Below are 16,234 nucleotides of genomic sequence, written 5' to 3'. Positions count from 1 at the left end.
ACGCGAGGCACGCGCTCCGTTCATGGGCTGGCGGTCGCCCGTATCGTGAAAGTATGACGAGTATGGCCGAGCGCCCCTCGCCGTCCGTCGAGGACTATCTCCGGGCGATCTACGGGCTCAGCGAACGGGGCGTGCCCGTCACGAACGCCACCCTGACCCAGCGGCTCGGCCTGAGCCCTTCGTCGGTGTCCGGGATGATCAACAAGCTGGCGCAGCTCGGCCTGGTCACCCACGTCCGCTACCGCAGCGTCGAGCTGACCCCGGAGGGCCGCCGGCTGGCCTGCGACGTGCTGCGCCGGCACCGGCTGATCGAGCTGTTCTTGGTCGTGGAGCTCGACTACAGCTGGGACGAGGTGCACCGGGAGGCCGACGCGCTGGAGCACGCGGTGTCCGACGAACTGGTCGCGCACATCGCCGCCAAGCTCGGCAACCCCACCCGTGATCCGCACGGCGACCCGATCCCGACCGCCGAAGGCACCGTGGAGAAACCCGCGACGCTGCTGCTGGACCAGGTCGAGCCCGGCACGATCGGCACCATCGCGCGGGTTTGGGACACCGATTCGGAGCTGCTGCGCTACCTCACCGAACACAGCATGACACTGGGCTCGCGGATCGAGATCGTGGAGCGCAAGCCCTTCGGCGGGCCGCTGGTGGTGCGCGTCGGCGAGCCGCCGCAGGACGAAACCCACTTCGTGGGCAACGAGATCGCGGCCGCGCTATCGATCAGCGTGCACCGGTGACCCCTCGGTGGTGAGCCGGGAGGCGACCGTGCGGGATGCGACCGCTCGCGACGCCGGCCGCTCCAGCGGATCCGCGGGCGGATCGTCGCCGTAGATCTGCTCGGTCACCAGGCGGCCGTGCAGCTCGTCGGTGTGGTGCGCGCCCAGCACCGCCAGCAGCAGGTCGAACCGGCTGTCGGTGAGAGCCACCGCGACGTAGCAGAACCCGGCGAGACCGGCGAACACGAGACCGGACACCCACCACACGGAAGCGCCCTGGACCAGGAACATCACCGCGAGGGCGAGCATCAGTCCGGACGCGAAGGCCACCCCGCGGGCGATCGTCACCTGCCTCAGCATCGACCGGAACGCCGGGTACTGGTGGCAGAGCTGCTGGATGATGCGGGCCCGCTCGTGGCGGTCGATTTGCGCAAGCCGGCTCAGGCCCGCGGTGACCGGCTTCGCCGCGCGGTTGGCCATGGCTGCTCCTGTAACTCTGGTGCGTGCTTCGATCGGGTTCTCCGGCATGCAATTACGCACGCTGAGTCACCACCACTAGTCGATCACGCGGACCGTCCAGTATCAAGGCGTCATTCGGGGGTGTTCCCATTGCGGAAAAGGCACCGAACAGTAACGCCCCCGCGCGGCCGAACCGGCTTGATCCGCCACGCGGGTTTTCCGGACCGGCACAACGGTCACCCTGAGGTAACCAACCATTGACCGCCTCTGCGGCGTGCGCTTCGAAGGAGCAGCGATGGCCATCGCAGTGGGTGCGCCTGCCTGGGTGGATCTGGCCACCCACGACGTCGCCGACGCCAGGGACTTCTACACCGGCCTGCTCGGCTGGCACTGGATCCAGCGCCCGGACTACAACATCGCGCTGAAGGAGCACAAGCCGGTCGCCGGGTTGCTGCTGCCGGAGACCGATGAGCCGACCGCCTGGACGCTGTACCTGGAGTGCGGCTCGGCGCGCCGAGCGGTGGAGCGCATCCGCGCGCTCGGCGGAAAGGTGCTGGTCCCGCCGACGGAAACGCCCGCCGACGAGACGTTCCTGGTCGCCGAGGATCCATCCGGCGCGACCATCGGACTGTGGGAAGCGCCGCCCAACGGCACCTTCGGCCGCGACCACGCGGGCATGCTCTGCTGGGCGGAGCTGCACACCCGTGACGGTTCTTCCGCCGATCCCTTCTACGCCGAACTGCTGGGCTACCGGCAGGAGCAGATCGGCGAGCCGGGCGACGGCTTCGACTACACGGTCTGGTACGTCGACGACCTGCCGACCGTGGGCCGCTTCGAGACCAGCTCGGCGCTGCCCGCGGACGTGCCCGCGCACTGGCAGCTGTACTTCCAGGTCAACCCCGACAACGACACCGACGCCGCAGCGGCGAAAGCGGTGGAGCTGGGCGGCAAGGTGCTGCGCGAACCGTCCGATTCCCCGTACGGCCGGCTCGCCCTGCTCCAGGACGTCATGGGAGCGACGTTCTTCATCATGGACACCGCCCAACGCACCGGGGAGTGACCCGCGCACCTGCTCACATCGACGCGAACCTGGACGTTTAGCATCCAGGTGATGCGGATGGGCGAAGTGGTCGAGCGGGACTCCGCCGACTGATCCTTTTCAACTTCCCCGGAAAGCGCCCCGGCCGGACACCACGTGGACCGGTTAGGCAACCGCGCGAGCAGCTCGGCAGCGGGCGGGGAGAAGTCGGGGTCGCCGGTGTCGGAGGCGATCGTCAGGAACCGCGCCGCGCTTTCCAGATCTCGGTCCCCAGCTGCCATCTCACCGAGCCGGAACGCTGCCTCGAAGACCAGGTCGTCCTGCTCGGTGCAGTCCAGGACCCGCTCGTACCAGTGGATCAGGTAGCGGATTCGCGTCGATTTCCCTGAGCACCATCAGCGACGCAGCCGATTTCACCGGCCGGCAGCACGTCGGCCCGCTAGGCGCTGATCGGATCGCGAGCCCACCGCTCAGGCGCGCAACAGGCCCGTCGGCTTGCGGCGGGTGCGGAGGCGGTAGCCGACCGGGATCGTTCGGCCGGGCGTCTCGCGGGCCGCGCGGGCGGCGACCTCCGCCGAGAACTCGATGCCCAGCACCGCTTCGAGGGTTTGCCGGTCGTCGAAGCGCCACAGGGTGTCCACCGGGGCGCTGTCGAAGTCGTGGCGCTGGAAGAACGACTCGATCGCATCCGGATCGATCTGCGGAGCATCCGCCCGCATCCAGTCCCCGTACGGCGGGCGGGACGCGTCGAGGTCGACGATCGCGATGATCCCGCCCGGGCGAAGCACCCGCTCCGCCTCCGCCAGGCCCGGCTCGCAGCCGGGACCGAAGAAGTACGCGGTGCGGGCGTGCACCAGGTCGACGCTGGCATCGGCGAGCGGCAACTGCTGGGCGGGCGCGACCCTGACATCCACACCAGGGGTTCCGGCCAGCCGGCCGCGGGCCCGTTCGGCCAGCGGCGGATGCGGTTCGACGCCGATCACCGTCCGGGCCGTGGCCGAGAACAGCGGCAGGTGAAAGCCGTCGCCGCAGCCGATGTCGACCACGTCACGACCGGCCCACTCGCAGCGCTCCCGCAGCGCCCGCCACAACGCGCCGGTGGAGTCCTGTGCTCGGTTCTCGATCTCGAAGAGCTCCGGCCAATGCCAGATGTTCGGGCTCGGCCTCACCTGCGGCCGGGCCGGCTTCCGCCAGGTTCGCATCACTGTCCTTGAACCGGTTAGTCCGTCGTCGTCGAAGCGGCGCAACCGACCGCCCCCAGGTACCCGACACCGAGCGTGGACGCAATTTCAATGGAAATCGAAGGTCCGATTTCCATTGAAATTGCGCACCCCTGAGCCGTGCAGCGGGTTCCTCAGGTCGGGATCAGCCAGAAGAGCATCATCCAGGCGGCCGCGGCCGACGGCAGCAGGGAATCCATCCGGTCCATCAGGCCGCCGTGCCCGGGCAGGAGATTGCCCATGTCCTTGATGCCGAGATCGCGCTTGATCAGCGACTCCATCAGATCGCCCAGCGTCGCAGTGCACACCAGGGCAGCCCCGAACAGCGCGCCCTGCCACCACTGACCGTCGAGCATCAACGTCACCGAGAGGACGCCGGCCGCTACACCGACCAGCATCGACCCGCCGAAGCCCTCCCAGGACTTCTTCGGGCTGATCTTCGGTGCCATCGGATGCTTGCCGAACAGCACGCCGAACGCGTAGCCGCCGGTGTCCGAAGCGACGACACCGATCATGAAGCACAACGCCCGGAACGCGCCGTCTTCCGGCCGCACCAGCATCGCCGCGAACGCGGCGAACAGCGGTACGTAGGCCGCGGTGAACACCGATGCGGTCACGTCCCGCACGTAGCCGTCCACGCCGTGCCGGAACCGCCACGCCAGGCATGCCAGCACGGTTATCACGAACGCCACCAGCGTCCCGCGCAGCCCGAAGGGCCACGACAGCCACAGCATGGCCTGCCCACCCACCAGCACCGGGACTAGCGAGATGCGGATGTCGGCCCCGCGTTTGAGCGCGCTGGCCAACTCGACGGTGGACACCGCCACCGCGGCGGCCACAATGCCGATGAAGACGAACCGCACCATCAGCAGGGAAAGGATGATCGCGGCACCGAGCACTACCCCGACGCCGATGGCGGCACGGAGATCGCGTCCGGCCCGGGAAGGACGCGAAGGCGGGTCCGGGCTGCCAGCGGACATTCCGGACTCACCTTCGCATTGGCCGGCCGTCACCACTCAGACCTCTAGCAGCTCTGCTTCCTTGTGCTTGACCAGCTCGTCGATCTGGGCGACATAGCGGTGTGTGAGGTTTTCCAACTCCTTCTCACCGCGAGTGCCCTCGTCCTCGCCGGCCTCGCCGTCCTTGACAATCCGGTCGATCTCTTCCTTAACCTTGCGGCGGATGCCCCGCAGGGTGATCTTGCCTTCCTCGCCCTTGTGTTTGGCGAGCTTGACCATCTCCTTGCGACGTTCCTCGGTCATCTGCGGGATCGCCACCCGGATGAGCTGGCCGTCGTTGGACGGGTTCACGCCGAGGTCGGAGTCGCGGATGGCCTTCTCCATGGCCGCCAGCTGACTGGCGTCGTAGGGCTTGATGACCACCAGCCGCGCCTCCGGCACGGAGACGCTGGCGAGCTGGTTCAACGGCGTCGGCGAACCGTAGTAGTCGACGACGATGCCCGAGAACATCGCGGGGTTCGCGCGGCCGGTGCGGACGGTGGCCAGCTCGTCCTTGGCCACCTCCACCGCCTTTTGCATCTTCTCCTCGCCTTCGAGAAGAGCTTCGTCGATCACGGCTGCTCCTTAAGTCTGCCGACCGGTGGACATTCGTAGTGTCGCCTGCTGCGCAGCGCGCGCCCAGTGCGGGCCCGCCGCAGATCAGGATCCAGCACCCTCAGGCCGACGGAGCGTCCGGGGTGCTGACCAGCGTGCCGATCTTCTCACCGCCGACAGCGCGGGCGATGTTGCCTTCTTCCAGCAGGTTGAACACCAGGATCGGCATGTGGTTGTCCATGCACAGGCTGAAGGCGGTCGCGTCGGCGACCTTCAGCCCGCGTTCCAACACCTCGCGGTGCGTGATGCTGTCGAACAGCTTCGCGTCCGGGGTGGTCTTCGGGTCGGCGGTGTAGACGCCGTCGACCGCCTTGGCCATCAGCACCACCTCGCAGCCGATCTCCAGCGCCCGCTGCGCCGCGGTGGTGTCGGTGGAGAAATACGGCATGCCGGTGCCGGCACCGAAGATGACCACGCGGCCCTTCTCCATGTGCCGCATCGCGCGCCGCGGGATGTACGGCTCGGCGACCTGCCCCATGGTGATCGCGGTCATCACCCGGGTGTCGATGCCGTGCTCGCGCTCCAGGAAGTCCTGCAGCGCCAGGCAGTTCATCACGGTGCCCAGCATCGCCATGTAGTCACCGCGCGCGCGTTCCATGCCGCGCTGCTGCAGTTCGGCGCCGCGGAAAAAGTTGCCGCCGCCGATCACGATGGCCACCTCGACCCCCCCGGCGACGATCTCGGCGATCTGCCGGGCGACCGTGCCGACGACGTCCGGGTCGATCCCGACGCTGCCCCCGCCGAACATCTCGCCACCCAATTTGAGCAGCACCCGGCTGTAGCCGCGCTTCGCTGGGCCGTCGTCGGTCACTGGTTCCTCCCGCGAGGTTCGATGTGGCTTGAAGTTTGCGCGGATTGGTCCGCCCGCCGACAACGGCGCCGCGCTAGGCGCCGCGATCTTGCGAAAGCGCCCCGCCTTGCGAACGAAGGCGGGGCGCTGGTGCCATGGCTGGCGACCGCGACCGGTTCAGCTCAGCCGGTGAACCTGCGATGCCGCCCGGCGTGCCGCCGAACAGCGACCGGTCAGGCCTGGCCGACCTCGAACCGGGCGAATCCGGTGACAGTCACACCAGCCTCGTCGAGCAGGGCCTTGACGGTCTTCTTGCTCTCCTGCACGGACGGCTGGTCCAGCAGGGCGTTCTCCTTGAAGAACCCGTTCAGGCGACCCTCGACGATCTTCGGCAGCGCCTTCTCCGGCTTGCCCTCGGCCTTCGCGGTCTCCTCGGCGATGCGCCGCTCGTTGGCGACGATGTCCTCCGGGACGTCGTCGCGGCTGAGGTACTTCGGCTTGAGCGCGGCGATCTGCATCGCGGCACCCCGCGCAGCGCCGGCGTTGTCACCGGTGTACTCGACCAGCACGCCGACCGCCGGGGGCAGGTCCGCGGACCGGCGGTGCAGGTAGGTGGCCACCTCGCCGTCGAACTTGGCGACGCGGCGCAGCTCCAGCTTCTCGCCGATCTTGGCGGACAGCTCCTGGATGACCTCGGAGACGGTCTTGCCGTCCAGCGGGGCCGCCAGGGCGGCTTCCAGGTCGGCGGCACCGGCGGCCTGGACCGCGGCGACTACCTTGCTGGCCAGCTCGATGAACTCGTCGTTCTTGGCGACGAAGTCGGTCTCGCTGTTCAGCTCGATCAGCACGCCGCCGTCGGCGGCGACCAGGCCCTCGGCGGTGGCGCGCTCGGCGCGCTTGCCCACGTCCTTGGCGCCCTTGATGCGCAGGCTCTCGACGGCCTTGTCGAAGTCGCCGTCGGCCTGCTCAAGAGCCTTCTTGCAGTCCATCATGCCGGCGCCGGTCAGCTCGCGAAGACGCTTGACGTCGGCCGCACTGAAGTTCGCCATCGTGCGTTATCCGTCCCTCTTAGTACGCAGCTTCGAAGGTCTTGCAGACATCGGCCGGGCCGCGTCCCGTGGCGTTCAACCAGCTCAGTGGGGATGCGAACCCGGCCCGGATGGCACCCACCAGGTTGCCTGGCGGGTAGCCGGACCGCGCCGCGCGCCGACCGCGTGACCGGCGCGCGGCAAGCGGACTCAGGACTGCGCGGCCTGCTCGCCGCCCTCGGTGACCTCGGTGACCTCGGTAGCCTTGGTGGCCTCGGTAGCCTCGGTAGCCTCGGTAGCCTCGGTAGCCTCGGTAGCCTCGGTAGCCTCGGTAGCCTCGGTAGCCTCGGTGGCCTCGGCGGCCTGACCGGAGCCGGCCAGCAGCTCCTTCTCCCACTCGGCCAGCGGCTCGCCACCGGCCGGCTTCTCCTGGCCCTCCGGGGCACCGTTGGTGCGGCCACTGCGGGCCATCAGGCCCTGGGCGACACCGTCGGCGACCACGCGGGTCAGCAGGGCGGCGGAGCGGATCGCGTCGTCGTTGCCCGGGATCGGGTAGTCGACCTCGTCCGGGTCGCAGTTGGTGTCCAGGATCGCGACGACCGGGATGCCCAGCTTCCGGGCCTCGCCGACGGCGATGTGCTCCTTCTTGGTGTCCACGATCCACACGGCGCTGGGCACCTTGCTCATGTCGCGGATACCGCCGAGGGTCTTCTCGAGCTTGTCCTTCTCGCGGGTCAGCATCAAGATTTCCTTCTTGGTGCGACCCTCGAAGCCCCCGGTCTGCTCCATGGTCTCGAGTTCCTTGAGACGCTGCAGACGCTTGTGGACGGTCTGGAAGTTGGTGAGCATGCCACCCAGCCAGCGCTGGTTGACGAACGGCATGCCGACCCGCAGGGCCTGCTCGGCGATCGCTTCCTGCGCCTGCTTCTTGGTGCCGACGAACAGGATCGTCCCGCCGTGCGCGACCGTCTGCTTGACGAAGTCGAAGGCCCCGTCGATGTAGGTCAGCGTCTGCTGCAGGTCGATGATGTAGATGCCGTTGCGCTCGGTGAAGATGTAGCGCTTCATCTTCGGGTTCCAGCGCCGGGTCTGGTGCCCGAAGTGCACGCCGCTATCGAGCAGCTGCTTCATGGTGACGACGGCCATGGCCAGATTCGCACCTCTTGAGTCGGGCGCGCCGGTTGGCGCGCGATTCGGTTGCCGCGACGGACCGGGTGGCCCGTCGCCCTGGTACCCGCCCGGCCTCCCCCACCCGGGCTCGTCGAAGAGCTCGGGACCGCGAGGGCGCCGGTACCCTGCCGGGAGCAGCAGCGTCCGAAGCGTCGAACGCGATGCTGTTCCAACCGGTGGCCGACCCGAAGTCGGCCTACCTGCGCAAGCTGGGCGTGCGGGCACGCGAAGTCGGTCCGTGCGGACACGAAACCGCGCTGACAGTGTACTGGACGCCCCGGCTGACCCGATCGTGGACTGCGAGTTGTCCACAGCCGCCAGGTTTGTCCACAGATCTTGATTTACTCCTGTTCACCCGGGCCACCCTCGGCCACGGTTGCACCATGCGCCTGTTGATCTACGCCCTCATCTGCTGCAGTGCCGCCGGGCCCCTGGGCCTCACCGCAACGCTCGTCGAGCCACCACCCACGGTGTCAGCGCGACCGCGTGCTGCGTCGGAGCCAGCGCCGCCGGTAGCCGCGCGGTTCGGCTGGCCGCTGGCACCGCCGCCTGCCGTCGCGCGACCGTTCGAGGCCCCGGTGCACACCTTCGGCCCAGGTCACCGGGGGGTCGACCTCGCAGGAGAGGTCGGCCAGCCGGTGTTGGCGGCTGGGGACGGCATGGTCGTCTACGCGGGCTGGATGGTGGATCGCAACCTGGTGTCGATCGAGCACTCCGGGGGCCTGCGCACCACCTACGAGCCGGTCGCGCCGGGGGTCGCGGTCGGCGACCAGGTCACCCGGGGACAGCCCATCGGGCATCTGGAGCCAGGCCACCCGGGGTGCACCGCCGAACCGCCCCGGGCCTGCCTGCACTGGGGCGCCCGGCAGCGCCTGGACTACCTCGACCCGCTACGCCTGCTCGGCTTCGGCCACGTCCGGCTGAAACCGTGGCGGTGACGTCGCATGCGTGGTGATTCCAGGGGAGGACGAAACGTCGATTTTCCCCTGGTATCACCCGGGGAGCCGCTGCGGTGGGAAGTGACCTTTATGTCCCGCCACCCGCACCGCCGCGCAGAACGAGCCCCAAAACGGCTTCTGCAGCAGGTCAGGCCTGTTCGGTGAGCTTGGTGCGGAGGCGGAGGACCGCGCGGGTGTGCAGCTGGCAGACCCGCGATTCGGTCACGCCGAGCACCTTGCCGATCTCGGCCAGGGTCAGGTTCTCGAAGTAGTAGAGGGTGACCACCACGCGGTCCCGCTCGCTGAGCCGCTCCACCGCCTCGGCCAGCTGGCGCCTGCTGTCCCGGTCCACCAGCGCCGCCACCGGGTCCTCGGCCCGGTCGTCGGGCAGCGTCTCGGCCAGCGAAGCCTGCGCCGGACCCGCGCCGATCAGGTCGTCGAGCGCGATCACGCTGGTCATCTGCAGCTGCGCGAACAGCTCCCGCAGCCCATCGAGGGACAGCTCCAACTCGCCGGCCAGCTCGGCATCGGTCGCGGTGCGCTGCAGCTTCGCCTCGAGGCGCTCCAGCGCCCGCTCCACATCGCGGGCCCGGCTGCGCACCGACCTCGGAACCCAGTCCTGGGCGCGCAGGTCGTCGAGGATGGCGCCGCGGATGCGCTGCATCGCGTAGGTCTCGAACTTCAGACCGCGTTCCGGTTCGAACTTCTCTATCGCGTCGACCAGCCCGAATATCCCGGACTGGATCAGGTCGGAGACGTCGACGTGCGACGGCAGCCCGGTGCCCACCCGGCCGGCCACGTACTTGACCAACGGGGCGTAGTGCAGCACCAGCCGGTCCCGCAGTTCCTGGTCACGACGCTGGCCGAACGCCTGCCACAACGCGACTATCCCGGCCTCGACCTCGTCGCCGCTGCGGTGATCCCCGCCGGTGGCAGGCCCGGCGGACGCAGTGGATTCGGTGGATTCGGTGGGATCGGCGGATGCGGCGGGCTCAGCGGTCGCCACGGACAGCCTCCGACACGATGCGCGGTCGCCGACATGGCCGTTGGTCGAGCCGCCTTGGTCACGGGCGGTCACCGATACCGAGGTCGATCTCGCGGCCACCGTGTCGGCGTCGCCCCCGGCTTGGTCAGGAACGGGGGTGAGTTCGGTCATGGATCGCCTTCAGCCGTTCAACGGTCACGTGGGTGTAAAGCTGGGTCGTTGCGAGCGTAGCGTGACCAAGCAACTCCTGAACGCTACGGAGGTCAGCACCGCCCTCCAACAAATGGGTCGCAGCCGAGTGACGCAGCCCATGTGGGCCGACGTCCGGCGCACCGGAAACCACGCCGACCGCGTCGTGCACGGTGCGTCGCACCGCACGCGGGTCGAGCCGTCCACCTCGGACACCCAGGAACAATGCGGCACCGGACGATTCTCGGGCCAGTTTCGGCCGGCCATCGGAAAGCCAGCGCCCGATCGACTGATCCGCAGGTACGCCGAAGGGCACGGCGCGTTCTTTGTCTCCTTTACCGATCACGCGGATCAGCCGGCGCTCGCGGTCGACGTCGTCGACGTCCAGTCCGCAGAGCTCGGCGACGCGAACCCCGGTGGCATACAGCAGTTCGAGCACCGCGTGGTCCCGCAATGCCACCGGATCCCCCTGTTCCGCGCCCACCGCAGAAGCCTGCATCGCCGAACCGGCTTGGTCAACGCGCAGCACTGCGGGCAGCTTCCGCTGCTTCGACGGCACCGCCAGCCGCGGCCCCGGGTCGACGGGCAGCAGCCCGCCGCGGAACGCCCACGCGGTGAAGGTGCGGGCCGAGGCGGTCCGCCGGGCGAGCGTCGCCCGGCTCGCGCCGTGCGCGTGCTGCGCAGAAAGCCATTCCCGCAGGACGGAAATGTCCAGCGTAGCAAGGGTTCCGCCGTCCTCCGAGGCGGCCAGGTGCGCCAGCAGCGAGACGACGTCACCGATGTATCCGCGAACGGTGTGCGCGGACAACCCGCGTTCCGCAGCGAGATGTCGTTCGAACGCGTTGACCGCCGCGCCGAGCGACTCGGGCAGTTTCGCCCGAGCCACCCGTAGATCCGGTCTTCGCGGTTCGGCGGAACGTGGGCGGGCCATACCTCGAAGCTGGCCTTCGCACCGGCATCGGTCAAGCATCGCCACGCCGAATCATGATCACTTGAATGGTGCGCGATTCGGCTTGCGCCGCGGAAGTGCGGCTGTCATCACGTGATCGCGTGATCACTGCGTCGCCGACCACCCCCCTTCGGACCTGGCCACGAACCCGGCCAGTTCCAGCTCCGGCAGCAGCGCCCGGACTTTGCCCAACGGCAGTCCCGAATCCCGCGCCAGCTCGTCCGCGCTGGCGCAGTCCGTACCGGTCAGAGCATCGTGCAGGCGTCGCGCATCCGGATGCAGCCCGTCGGTGCGGCGGTGCTGGGCAGGGATTTCGACCGCCGGCAACGCGCCGAGCGGGCTCAGCGCCTCCAGGACCTCCTGGGTGCGGGTGACCAGCACGGCCTGACCGGACCGGACCATCCCGTGGCAGCCCACCGAATTCTTCGACGTCACGGGCCCGGGCACGGCCAACACGGGCCGTCCCAACGCATCGGCAGTGTTCGCGGTGTTGGCCGCGCCGCTGCGGGCGCTGGCCTCGACCACGACGGTGGCTTGGCCCACCGACGCGATCAGCCTGTTCCGGACCAGAAAACGGTGCTTCCGAGGCGGAGTACCCAGCGGATACTCGCTCACGACGACACCTTGATCGGCGATGGCGCGCAGTAACCTGCCGTGCCCCGCCGGGTAATCGACGTCGACGCCGCAGGCGAGGAACGCAACCGTCAACCCTCCCGCTGCGAGCGCACCTCGATGCGCGGCTCCGTCGATGCCGTACGCAGCCCCGGAAACCACAGTGAACCCCGCGGTCGCCAGCCCGTGACCGAACTCCGCCGCCACGTGCTCGCCGTAGCCGGATGCGGCTCTGGCACCGACCACGGCCACCGCCTGCTCCGCCGCTTCGGACAGCACCGCCTTGCCGCGGACCCACAACGCGATCGGCTCGGCCATCCCCGGCAGGTCGATCGATCTCGCCCCGGACAGACCGTCGAACGCCTCGCGCGGCCATTCGGGGTCCTCCGGCACGACCAGCCGGGCACCGGCGGACTCGGCGGCCGCCAGAAGCTGTTCGCCCGAGACGTGCCATCGCCGCGCCTCGACCTCCGCCACGACGCCCGGCGGTGCCTTCTCCCGCTGGATCAGGCCGACCGCCCGGCACGGGCCGCGCTCCGCGACGAACCCGGCCAGCGCCGGGGCCGGCGGCTCGGCAACGGCGGCCAGGAAAGCCCTGGCGGCCAGCAACTCCCGCTTCGCCCTCTCCGTCATCGCGGTCCACCTTGTCATCACGCCGCCCTCCTGTCCCGGAACTCCAAGGCCGCCGCCACGTGCTCCGCATCCGGTTGATCACGCCCGTCGAGGTCGGCCAGCGTCCAGGCCACCCGCAGGCACCGGTCGGCGCCCCGCGCCGTGATCGCGCCGACCTCCAGCCCCCGGTCCAGCAGTCCCGTCGCCTCGACCGGCAACGTGAACTCCCGCCGCAGCACCGGCCCCGGGACCTCGGTGTTGGTCTGCCACCCATGCGCGGACCACCGCTCCCGCGCCGCCGCCCGCGCGTCCTCCACCCGCTTGCGCACCGCCGCGGTGCCCTCCGGCTCGGCGCCGCTGCGCACGGTCATCGCGGTGATGGGGCGCATCCGAACCCGCAGGTCGACCCGATCCAGCAGCGGCCCGGACAACTTGCCGAGGTAGCGCCGCCGGACCTGCGGCGGGCACTGGCAGTCCAGGTCGCGAGCCGGCGCGCACGGGCACGGATTCGTGGCAAGGACCAGCTGGAACCGCGCCGGGTAGCGCAGCGTGCCGTCGCGCCGGGCCAGCCGGACCTCGCCTTCCTCCAACGCCGTTCGCAAGGCCTCCAATCGTTTCGGCCCGAGCTCGCAGGCCTCATCGTGTCAACACAAAGCACTCCGAGCCTCGCGCGCGTGCGCGCGTAGACAAGGTTGAGAAAAGCTAAAAACGCCCCCACCCGAAGGCAGGGGCGTCTTGGTTGGTGCGGGTCAGACAGCGAACTGGTCGAACTCGCCCTTCTTCGCGCCGTCGAGGAAGGCCGCGAACTTGGAGCGGTTGGTCGTCAGAACCACGGACCGGTCCTCGCTCTCCACGAGGTGAACTCGGCCCTCGGCACCGGCAGCGACGTACAGGCACTCCTTGCCGTCGATGTGGGACCGGCTGGCCTTGACGAACTTCAGCTCTGCGCCGTTGACCATGAGCTTCATCATTTCCGTGCTCCATCTCTGGATCACGGGCCGCAGAGAGCACGCTAGCCGACCACGTCTCGGAGATCGATAGCCTAATCGGGTCGTCGCAGCTGGATCTTGCTGCTGGAGATCGGGTTCGAATCACCTGTGATCGCATCGAAGATCTTGCCGTACTTCGTCTGCTCCCACTTAACATCGCCGACGATGCTCAGCTTGTCCCGATGCGCCGCGTGAAACTTCCCATCGTCGATCATGCGTGCCATGTAGTCGTAAGCCCACCCAGGTGCGTTGGTTTGGTTCCAAAACGCTCCGCAGGCGAAGCAGTCAAGCCGAAAGACGGCTTGCTCGATCATGGCCGGGAAGTGCGCGGCTTGCAGGTTGACGTGCTCATAAGGGTGCAAACACAGGTGTGGGGGTGCCCAGATCTGGCTCGGGTACTCCGGATCGCGGCCGGCTGGTATGCCAAGCTTGTCAAAATCCATGACTAGTCCTCTCAGCGGCAGCGCCGCGTTGTCAGTGATCACGGGCCGCGCTCGGCAGCGTAGCGCGCTGTAGTGATCATGTGACCGGAGGCACATAAAAAGACCCCCACCCAACGAACTGTCAGACGGGGGTCTTGTCAGTCGCGTCAGCCGTCGAGACGGCCGTCCTTGACGAGTCGAGTGAACGCGGTGAACTGGGCCGGGGCCAGAGCCAGGACCGGGCTGCCGTCACCGAGCTTGGAGTCTCGGATCAGCGCCACGCCCGGTAGATTCTGGGCGACCTCGACACACTGACCAGCGCCATTGCTGCGGCTGGACTTGCGCCACTGGGGTGCCAGGTCATCGGTCTTCATGGTGCTCCTTCATCGGGCAAGCTCGTTGTCGAACTTGTCTAGCATCTTGACTGACAGCCGAGGATCGAGGGCAATAGCTCGAAGGTGCTCAGCCGCCAGCGCATAGCGCTCCACCTCAGCTTCATCTTCCAGGTAAAGAGCGCTGGTCAGATTGTCTATGTAAACCACCGAGTCGTACAGGCCTGCGAAGTCGAGCAAGGTGAACGCCGTCCCCATAGCGATGTGCGGGCCCGCATCGAACGGCAGAACCTGGAGGGTGATGTTCGGCCGTTCCGCCATCTCACGCATGTGGCGCACCTGTGCGCGCATGACCTCTTCGTCACCGCATCCACGGCGCAACGCTGCTTCATCCACCACAGCCCAGAGCTTCAGACCGTCGTTGACCCGCTTCTGCCTGGCAACGCGGAGCTCGGTTCGTCCTTGGACGATCTCCTTGTCGATGTCGGGAGTCCAAGCCGCGATGATCGAGCGGGCGTAGTCCTCGGTCTGCAACAGTCCCGGGATGAGGTCAATCTCGTAGTTGATGACCGAAGTCGCGTCAGACTCCAGCGCGACGTAGTCCTCGAAGTAGTCGACCAGCGCATTACCTGCGTAGGAGTGCCACCAGCCCCGCTTCTTCGCGGCCTTGCTCATCTCAACGAGCTGTTCCCGTAGCTCGGGGCTCGCTCCCGCGAGATCGCAGATTGCACGCACGTCGGGGACGGAGATGCTGCTGGCAGCAGTCTCGATCCGTGACAGCTTCGACCGTGACCAGTCCAGTTCGGACAGCACGGTTTCCACGCTGACGCCCGTCTGTTCTCGCAGGTCGCGGAGCCTGGCGGCGAGTCTGCGCCGCTGCACACCCGGCTTGCGTTGGCTCATGTGATCACCATACTGCACCTCCCTTTACTCCGAACAGGTCAACTTCGAGATTTTGCAACTTGCAACGTTGCACGTTGATCGATCTCGATGAGAGAGTGTGATCACACCGCAACGAATCGGGGTTGAGATGAGCACTTTCGCACAGGGCAACGCCGACGCTGACATTGCCTACTGGATTTGCCCGCCCCGAGAAGACTTCCGGCACGCCACGACACATCGGCCCGGCGCTCTCCAGCACGGCAGCACGATCACGGCGCTGGGGGGATGCGACCTGAAGATTCCGTGGTCGACCCCATATGGGGCGACACCGCGAAGCAAGAACGTCATAGATGAGTGCCCCAAGTGCGCGAAGGCTGTTCTGCATCAGGGCCTCGTGTCCCGCACTTGGGACTTCTAGACCGCCCGGTCCGGTGGTACCGAGATCTCAACGGAGCGATCACGGGCCGCGCCCACCGGACCGGGCAGCCGTCCCCGCGTCTCGCGTCCATTCGGGCGCGGGGACGGTCCAATCTTTACTCATCCAGGGAGGCCAAGCCAGTGACCACTGCAAGCATCGCCCTCGGAGTTATCGCCATTGCAGTCACAGGATGGCTGGCATCTCGTTACTACCCGGAGCGCGGAAAGCACGGCGGGGCAGGTGCAGGTGCGCTCAACGTGTGGCAGTTGATCGATGACGTTGAGTCCGAAACCGTGCGCATTGGTCGGCATCGCTTACGTGGACCCGTCAGGGCATTTCAGGGTGATCTGGCCGACGACATGCAGACCCAACTACTGCCGCTCGCTGAAGCGGGATTGCCGTTTCATGACCGTGACGTGATGGCACGGCACCCGTGGACGCTACGCCATGTTCTTGCTGCCCTAGAAAACCTATAGACCCGGTTCACTGTCGTTACCCCGACCTTCGGCAGTGAATCGTGCGGGCAGTCGGTATGTCGCCCCCTCGGCGTATCGGCTGCCCGCTTTCCATGTTCAGACGAAAAGGAGAGTCGGGCTTTGCCTTCGGAGATTACGCACAAGTCGCCATTCAGGTTCAGGACGTACTTAGCGTGGCTCGCCGCGATGTGGGTCTTCGGCTACGTGGTCGGGATCAATGATGCGGCGAGCACCAACCAGCCATCCATCGTATCGGAGCCAACGCGCACCGTGTACGTCACACCCACGCCATAACGAGGCGTAGAAACAAAAAAAGACCCCCTCCCAGCCTAAGCCGGGAGGGGGTTCTTGTGTTCTCTGACAGTTAGAATGTACCGGTGATGCTTGGTGCT

Annotated in this window: 18 protein-coding genes and 1 pseudogene; 4 read left to right on the top strand and 15 right to left on the bottom strand. The window is 67.7% G+C overall.

Features of this window, described 5'->3' with window-relative positions:
• Nucleotides 1-62 precede the first annotated feature (62 nt).
• Nucleotides 63-740 (top strand): metal-dependent transcriptional regulator, encoded by a 678-nt coding sequence (locus DL519_RS38100; protein ID WP_371812785.1) that lies wholly within the window; start codon nt 63-65, stop codon nt 738-740.
• Here DL519_RS38100 and DL519_RS38095 read toward each other — a convergent pair.
• Nucleotides 717-1,199 carry a hypothetical protein gene (locus tag DL519_RS38095; protein WP_190822077.1) on the bottom strand — a complete coding sequence of 161 codons (483 nt, stop codon included), beginning with the start codon at nt 1,197-1,199 and terminating at the stop codon, nt 717-719. The two genes, DL519_RS38100 and DL519_RS38095, sit on opposite strands and share 24 nt — an antisense overlap.
• A 274-nt stretch (nt 1,200-1,473) precedes the next feature.
• Between DL519_RS38095 and DL519_RS38090 the strand changes: the two genes are divergently transcribed.
• Complete coding sequence (locus DL519_RS38090) at nt 1,474-2,238, top strand: VOC family protein (protein WP_190822075.1); 765 nt, start codon at nt 1,474-1,476, stop codon at nt 2,236-2,238.
• A 449-nt stretch (nt 2,239-2,687) separates the two neighbouring features.
• On the opposite strand, the gene DL519_RS38085 is transcribed toward DL519_RS38090, so the two are convergent.
• The 6 genes from DL519_RS38085 to rpsB form a co-directional block, all read right to left on the bottom strand.
• Nucleotides 2,688-3,419 (bottom strand): class I SAM-dependent methyltransferase, encoded by a 732-nt coding sequence (locus DL519_RS38085; RefSeq protein ID WP_190822073.1) that lies wholly within the window; start codon nt 3,417-3,419, stop codon nt 2,688-2,690.
• Nucleotides 3,420-3,571: 152 nt separating this feature from the next.
• On the bottom strand, nt 3,572-4,417 hold the full coding sequence (locus tag DL519_RS38080) for a phosphatidate cytidylyltransferase (RefSeq protein WP_190822071.1): 846 nt from the start codon (nt 4,415-4,417) through the stop codon (nt 3,572-3,574).
• A gap of 36 nt (nt 4,418-4,453) precedes the next feature.
• Complete coding sequence (gene frr, locus DL519_RS38075; RefSeq protein WP_010306009.1) at nt 4,454-5,011, bottom strand: ribosome recycling factor; 558 nt, start codon at nt 5,009-5,011, stop codon at nt 4,454-4,456.
• A gap of 100 nt (nt 5,012-5,111) precedes the next feature.
• On the bottom strand, nt 5,112-5,861 hold the full coding sequence (gene pyrH / locus DL519_RS38070) for a UMP kinase (RefSeq protein ID WP_190822069.1): 750 nt from the start codon (nt 5,859-5,861) through the stop codon (nt 5,112-5,114).
• A gap of 212 nt (nt 5,862-6,073) precedes the next feature.
• A complete protein-coding gene (gene tsf / locus DL519_RS38065; protein ID WP_190822068.1) occupies nt 6,074-6,889 on the bottom strand; it encodes a translation elongation factor Ts in 816 nt (271 codons plus the stop codon).
• 189 nt (nt 6,890-7,078) lie between these two features.
• On the bottom strand, nt 7,079-8,014 hold the full coding sequence (rpsB, locus tag DL519_RS38060) for a 30S ribosomal protein S2 (protein WP_190822066.1): 936 nt from the start codon (nt 8,012-8,014) through the stop codon (nt 7,079-7,081).
• Nucleotides 8,015-8,199: 185 nt separating this feature from the next.
• On the opposite strand from rpsB, the gene DL519_RS49235 reads away from it, so the two are divergent.
• Nucleotides 8,200-8,976: a M23 family metallopeptidase gene (locus DL519_RS49235; protein ID WP_263399767.1), complete on the top strand. Its 777-nt coding sequence runs from the start codon at nt 8,200-8,202 to the stop codon at nt 8,974-8,976.
• Between the two features lie 148 nt (nt 8,977-9,124).
• On the opposite strand, the gene DL519_RS38050 is transcribed toward DL519_RS49235, so the two are convergent.
• The 8 genes and pseudogenes from DL519_RS38050 to DL519_RS38015 form a co-directional block, all read right to left on the bottom strand.
• Nucleotides 9,125-10,132 carry a FliA/WhiG family RNA polymerase sigma factor gene (locus DL519_RS38050; protein ID WP_190822064.1) on the bottom strand — a complete coding sequence of 336 codons (1,008 nt, stop codon included), beginning with the start codon at nt 10,130-10,132 and terminating at the stop codon, nt 9,125-9,127.
• Nucleotides 10,107-11,081, bottom strand: coding sequence for a tyrosine recombinase XerC (locus tag DL519_RS38045; protein ID WP_190822062.1), 975 nt, complete (start codon nt 11,079-11,081; stop codon nt 10,107-10,109). The genes DL519_RS38050 and DL519_RS38045 overlap by 26 nt, the downstream gene beginning before the upstream one ends.
• A gap of 123 nt (nt 11,082-11,204) precedes the next feature.
• The gene (dprA, locus tag DL519_RS38040) at nt 11,205-12,344 is read right to left on the bottom strand and encodes a DNA-processing protein DprA (RefSeq protein WP_223840014.1); all 1,140 of its coding nucleotides are present in this window, start codon (nt 12,342-12,344) and stop codon (nt 11,205-11,207) included.
• Nucleotides 12,345-12,361: 17 nt separating this feature from the next.
• A pseudogene (locus tag DL519_RS38035) lies at nt 12,362-12,964 on the bottom strand (ATP-binding protein); the annotation flags it as partial.
• Between the two features lie 108 nt (nt 12,965-13,072).
• Nucleotides 13,073-13,294, bottom strand: coding sequence for a DUF397 domain-containing protein (locus DL519_RS38030; protein WP_223840013.1), 222 nt, complete (start codon nt 13,292-13,294; stop codon nt 13,073-13,075).
• Nucleotides 13,295-13,365: 71 nt separating this feature from the next.
• Nucleotides 13,366-13,797 (bottom strand): hypothetical protein, encoded by a 432-nt coding sequence (locus tag DL519_RS38025; protein WP_190822058.1) that lies wholly within the window; start codon nt 13,795-13,797, stop codon nt 13,366-13,368.
• A 104-nt stretch (nt 13,798-13,901) separates the two neighbouring features.
• Complete coding sequence (locus tag DL519_RS38020) at nt 13,902-14,108, bottom strand: DUF397 domain-containing protein (RefSeq protein ID WP_190822056.1); 207 nt, start codon at nt 14,106-14,108, stop codon at nt 13,902-13,904.
• 9 nt (nt 14,109-14,117) lie between these two features.
• Nucleotides 14,118-14,969 carry a helix-turn-helix domain-containing protein gene (locus tag DL519_RS38015; RefSeq protein WP_190822053.1) on the bottom strand — a complete coding sequence of 284 codons (852 nt, stop codon included), beginning with the start codon at nt 14,967-14,969 and terminating at the stop codon, nt 14,118-14,120.
• Between the two features lie 537 nt (nt 14,970-15,506).
• On the opposite strand from DL519_RS38015, the gene DL519_RS38010 reads away from it, so the two are divergent.
• The gene (locus tag DL519_RS38010) at nt 15,507-15,842 is read left to right on the top strand and encodes a hypothetical protein (protein ID WP_190822052.1); all 336 of its coding nucleotides are present in this window, start codon (nt 15,507-15,509) and stop codon (nt 15,840-15,842) included.
• The last annotated feature ends 392 nt before the right edge of the window (nt 15,843-16,234 follow it).

The organism is Saccharopolyspora pogona, from assembly GCF_014697215.1.
GTDB classification, from domain to species: domain Bacteria; phylum Actinomycetota; class Actinomycetes; order Mycobacteriales; family Pseudonocardiaceae; genus Saccharopolyspora; species Saccharopolyspora hattusasensis.
Note: the sequence above shows the minus strand (reverse complement) of the source record. Positions and strands in the feature narration are given on the sequence as shown.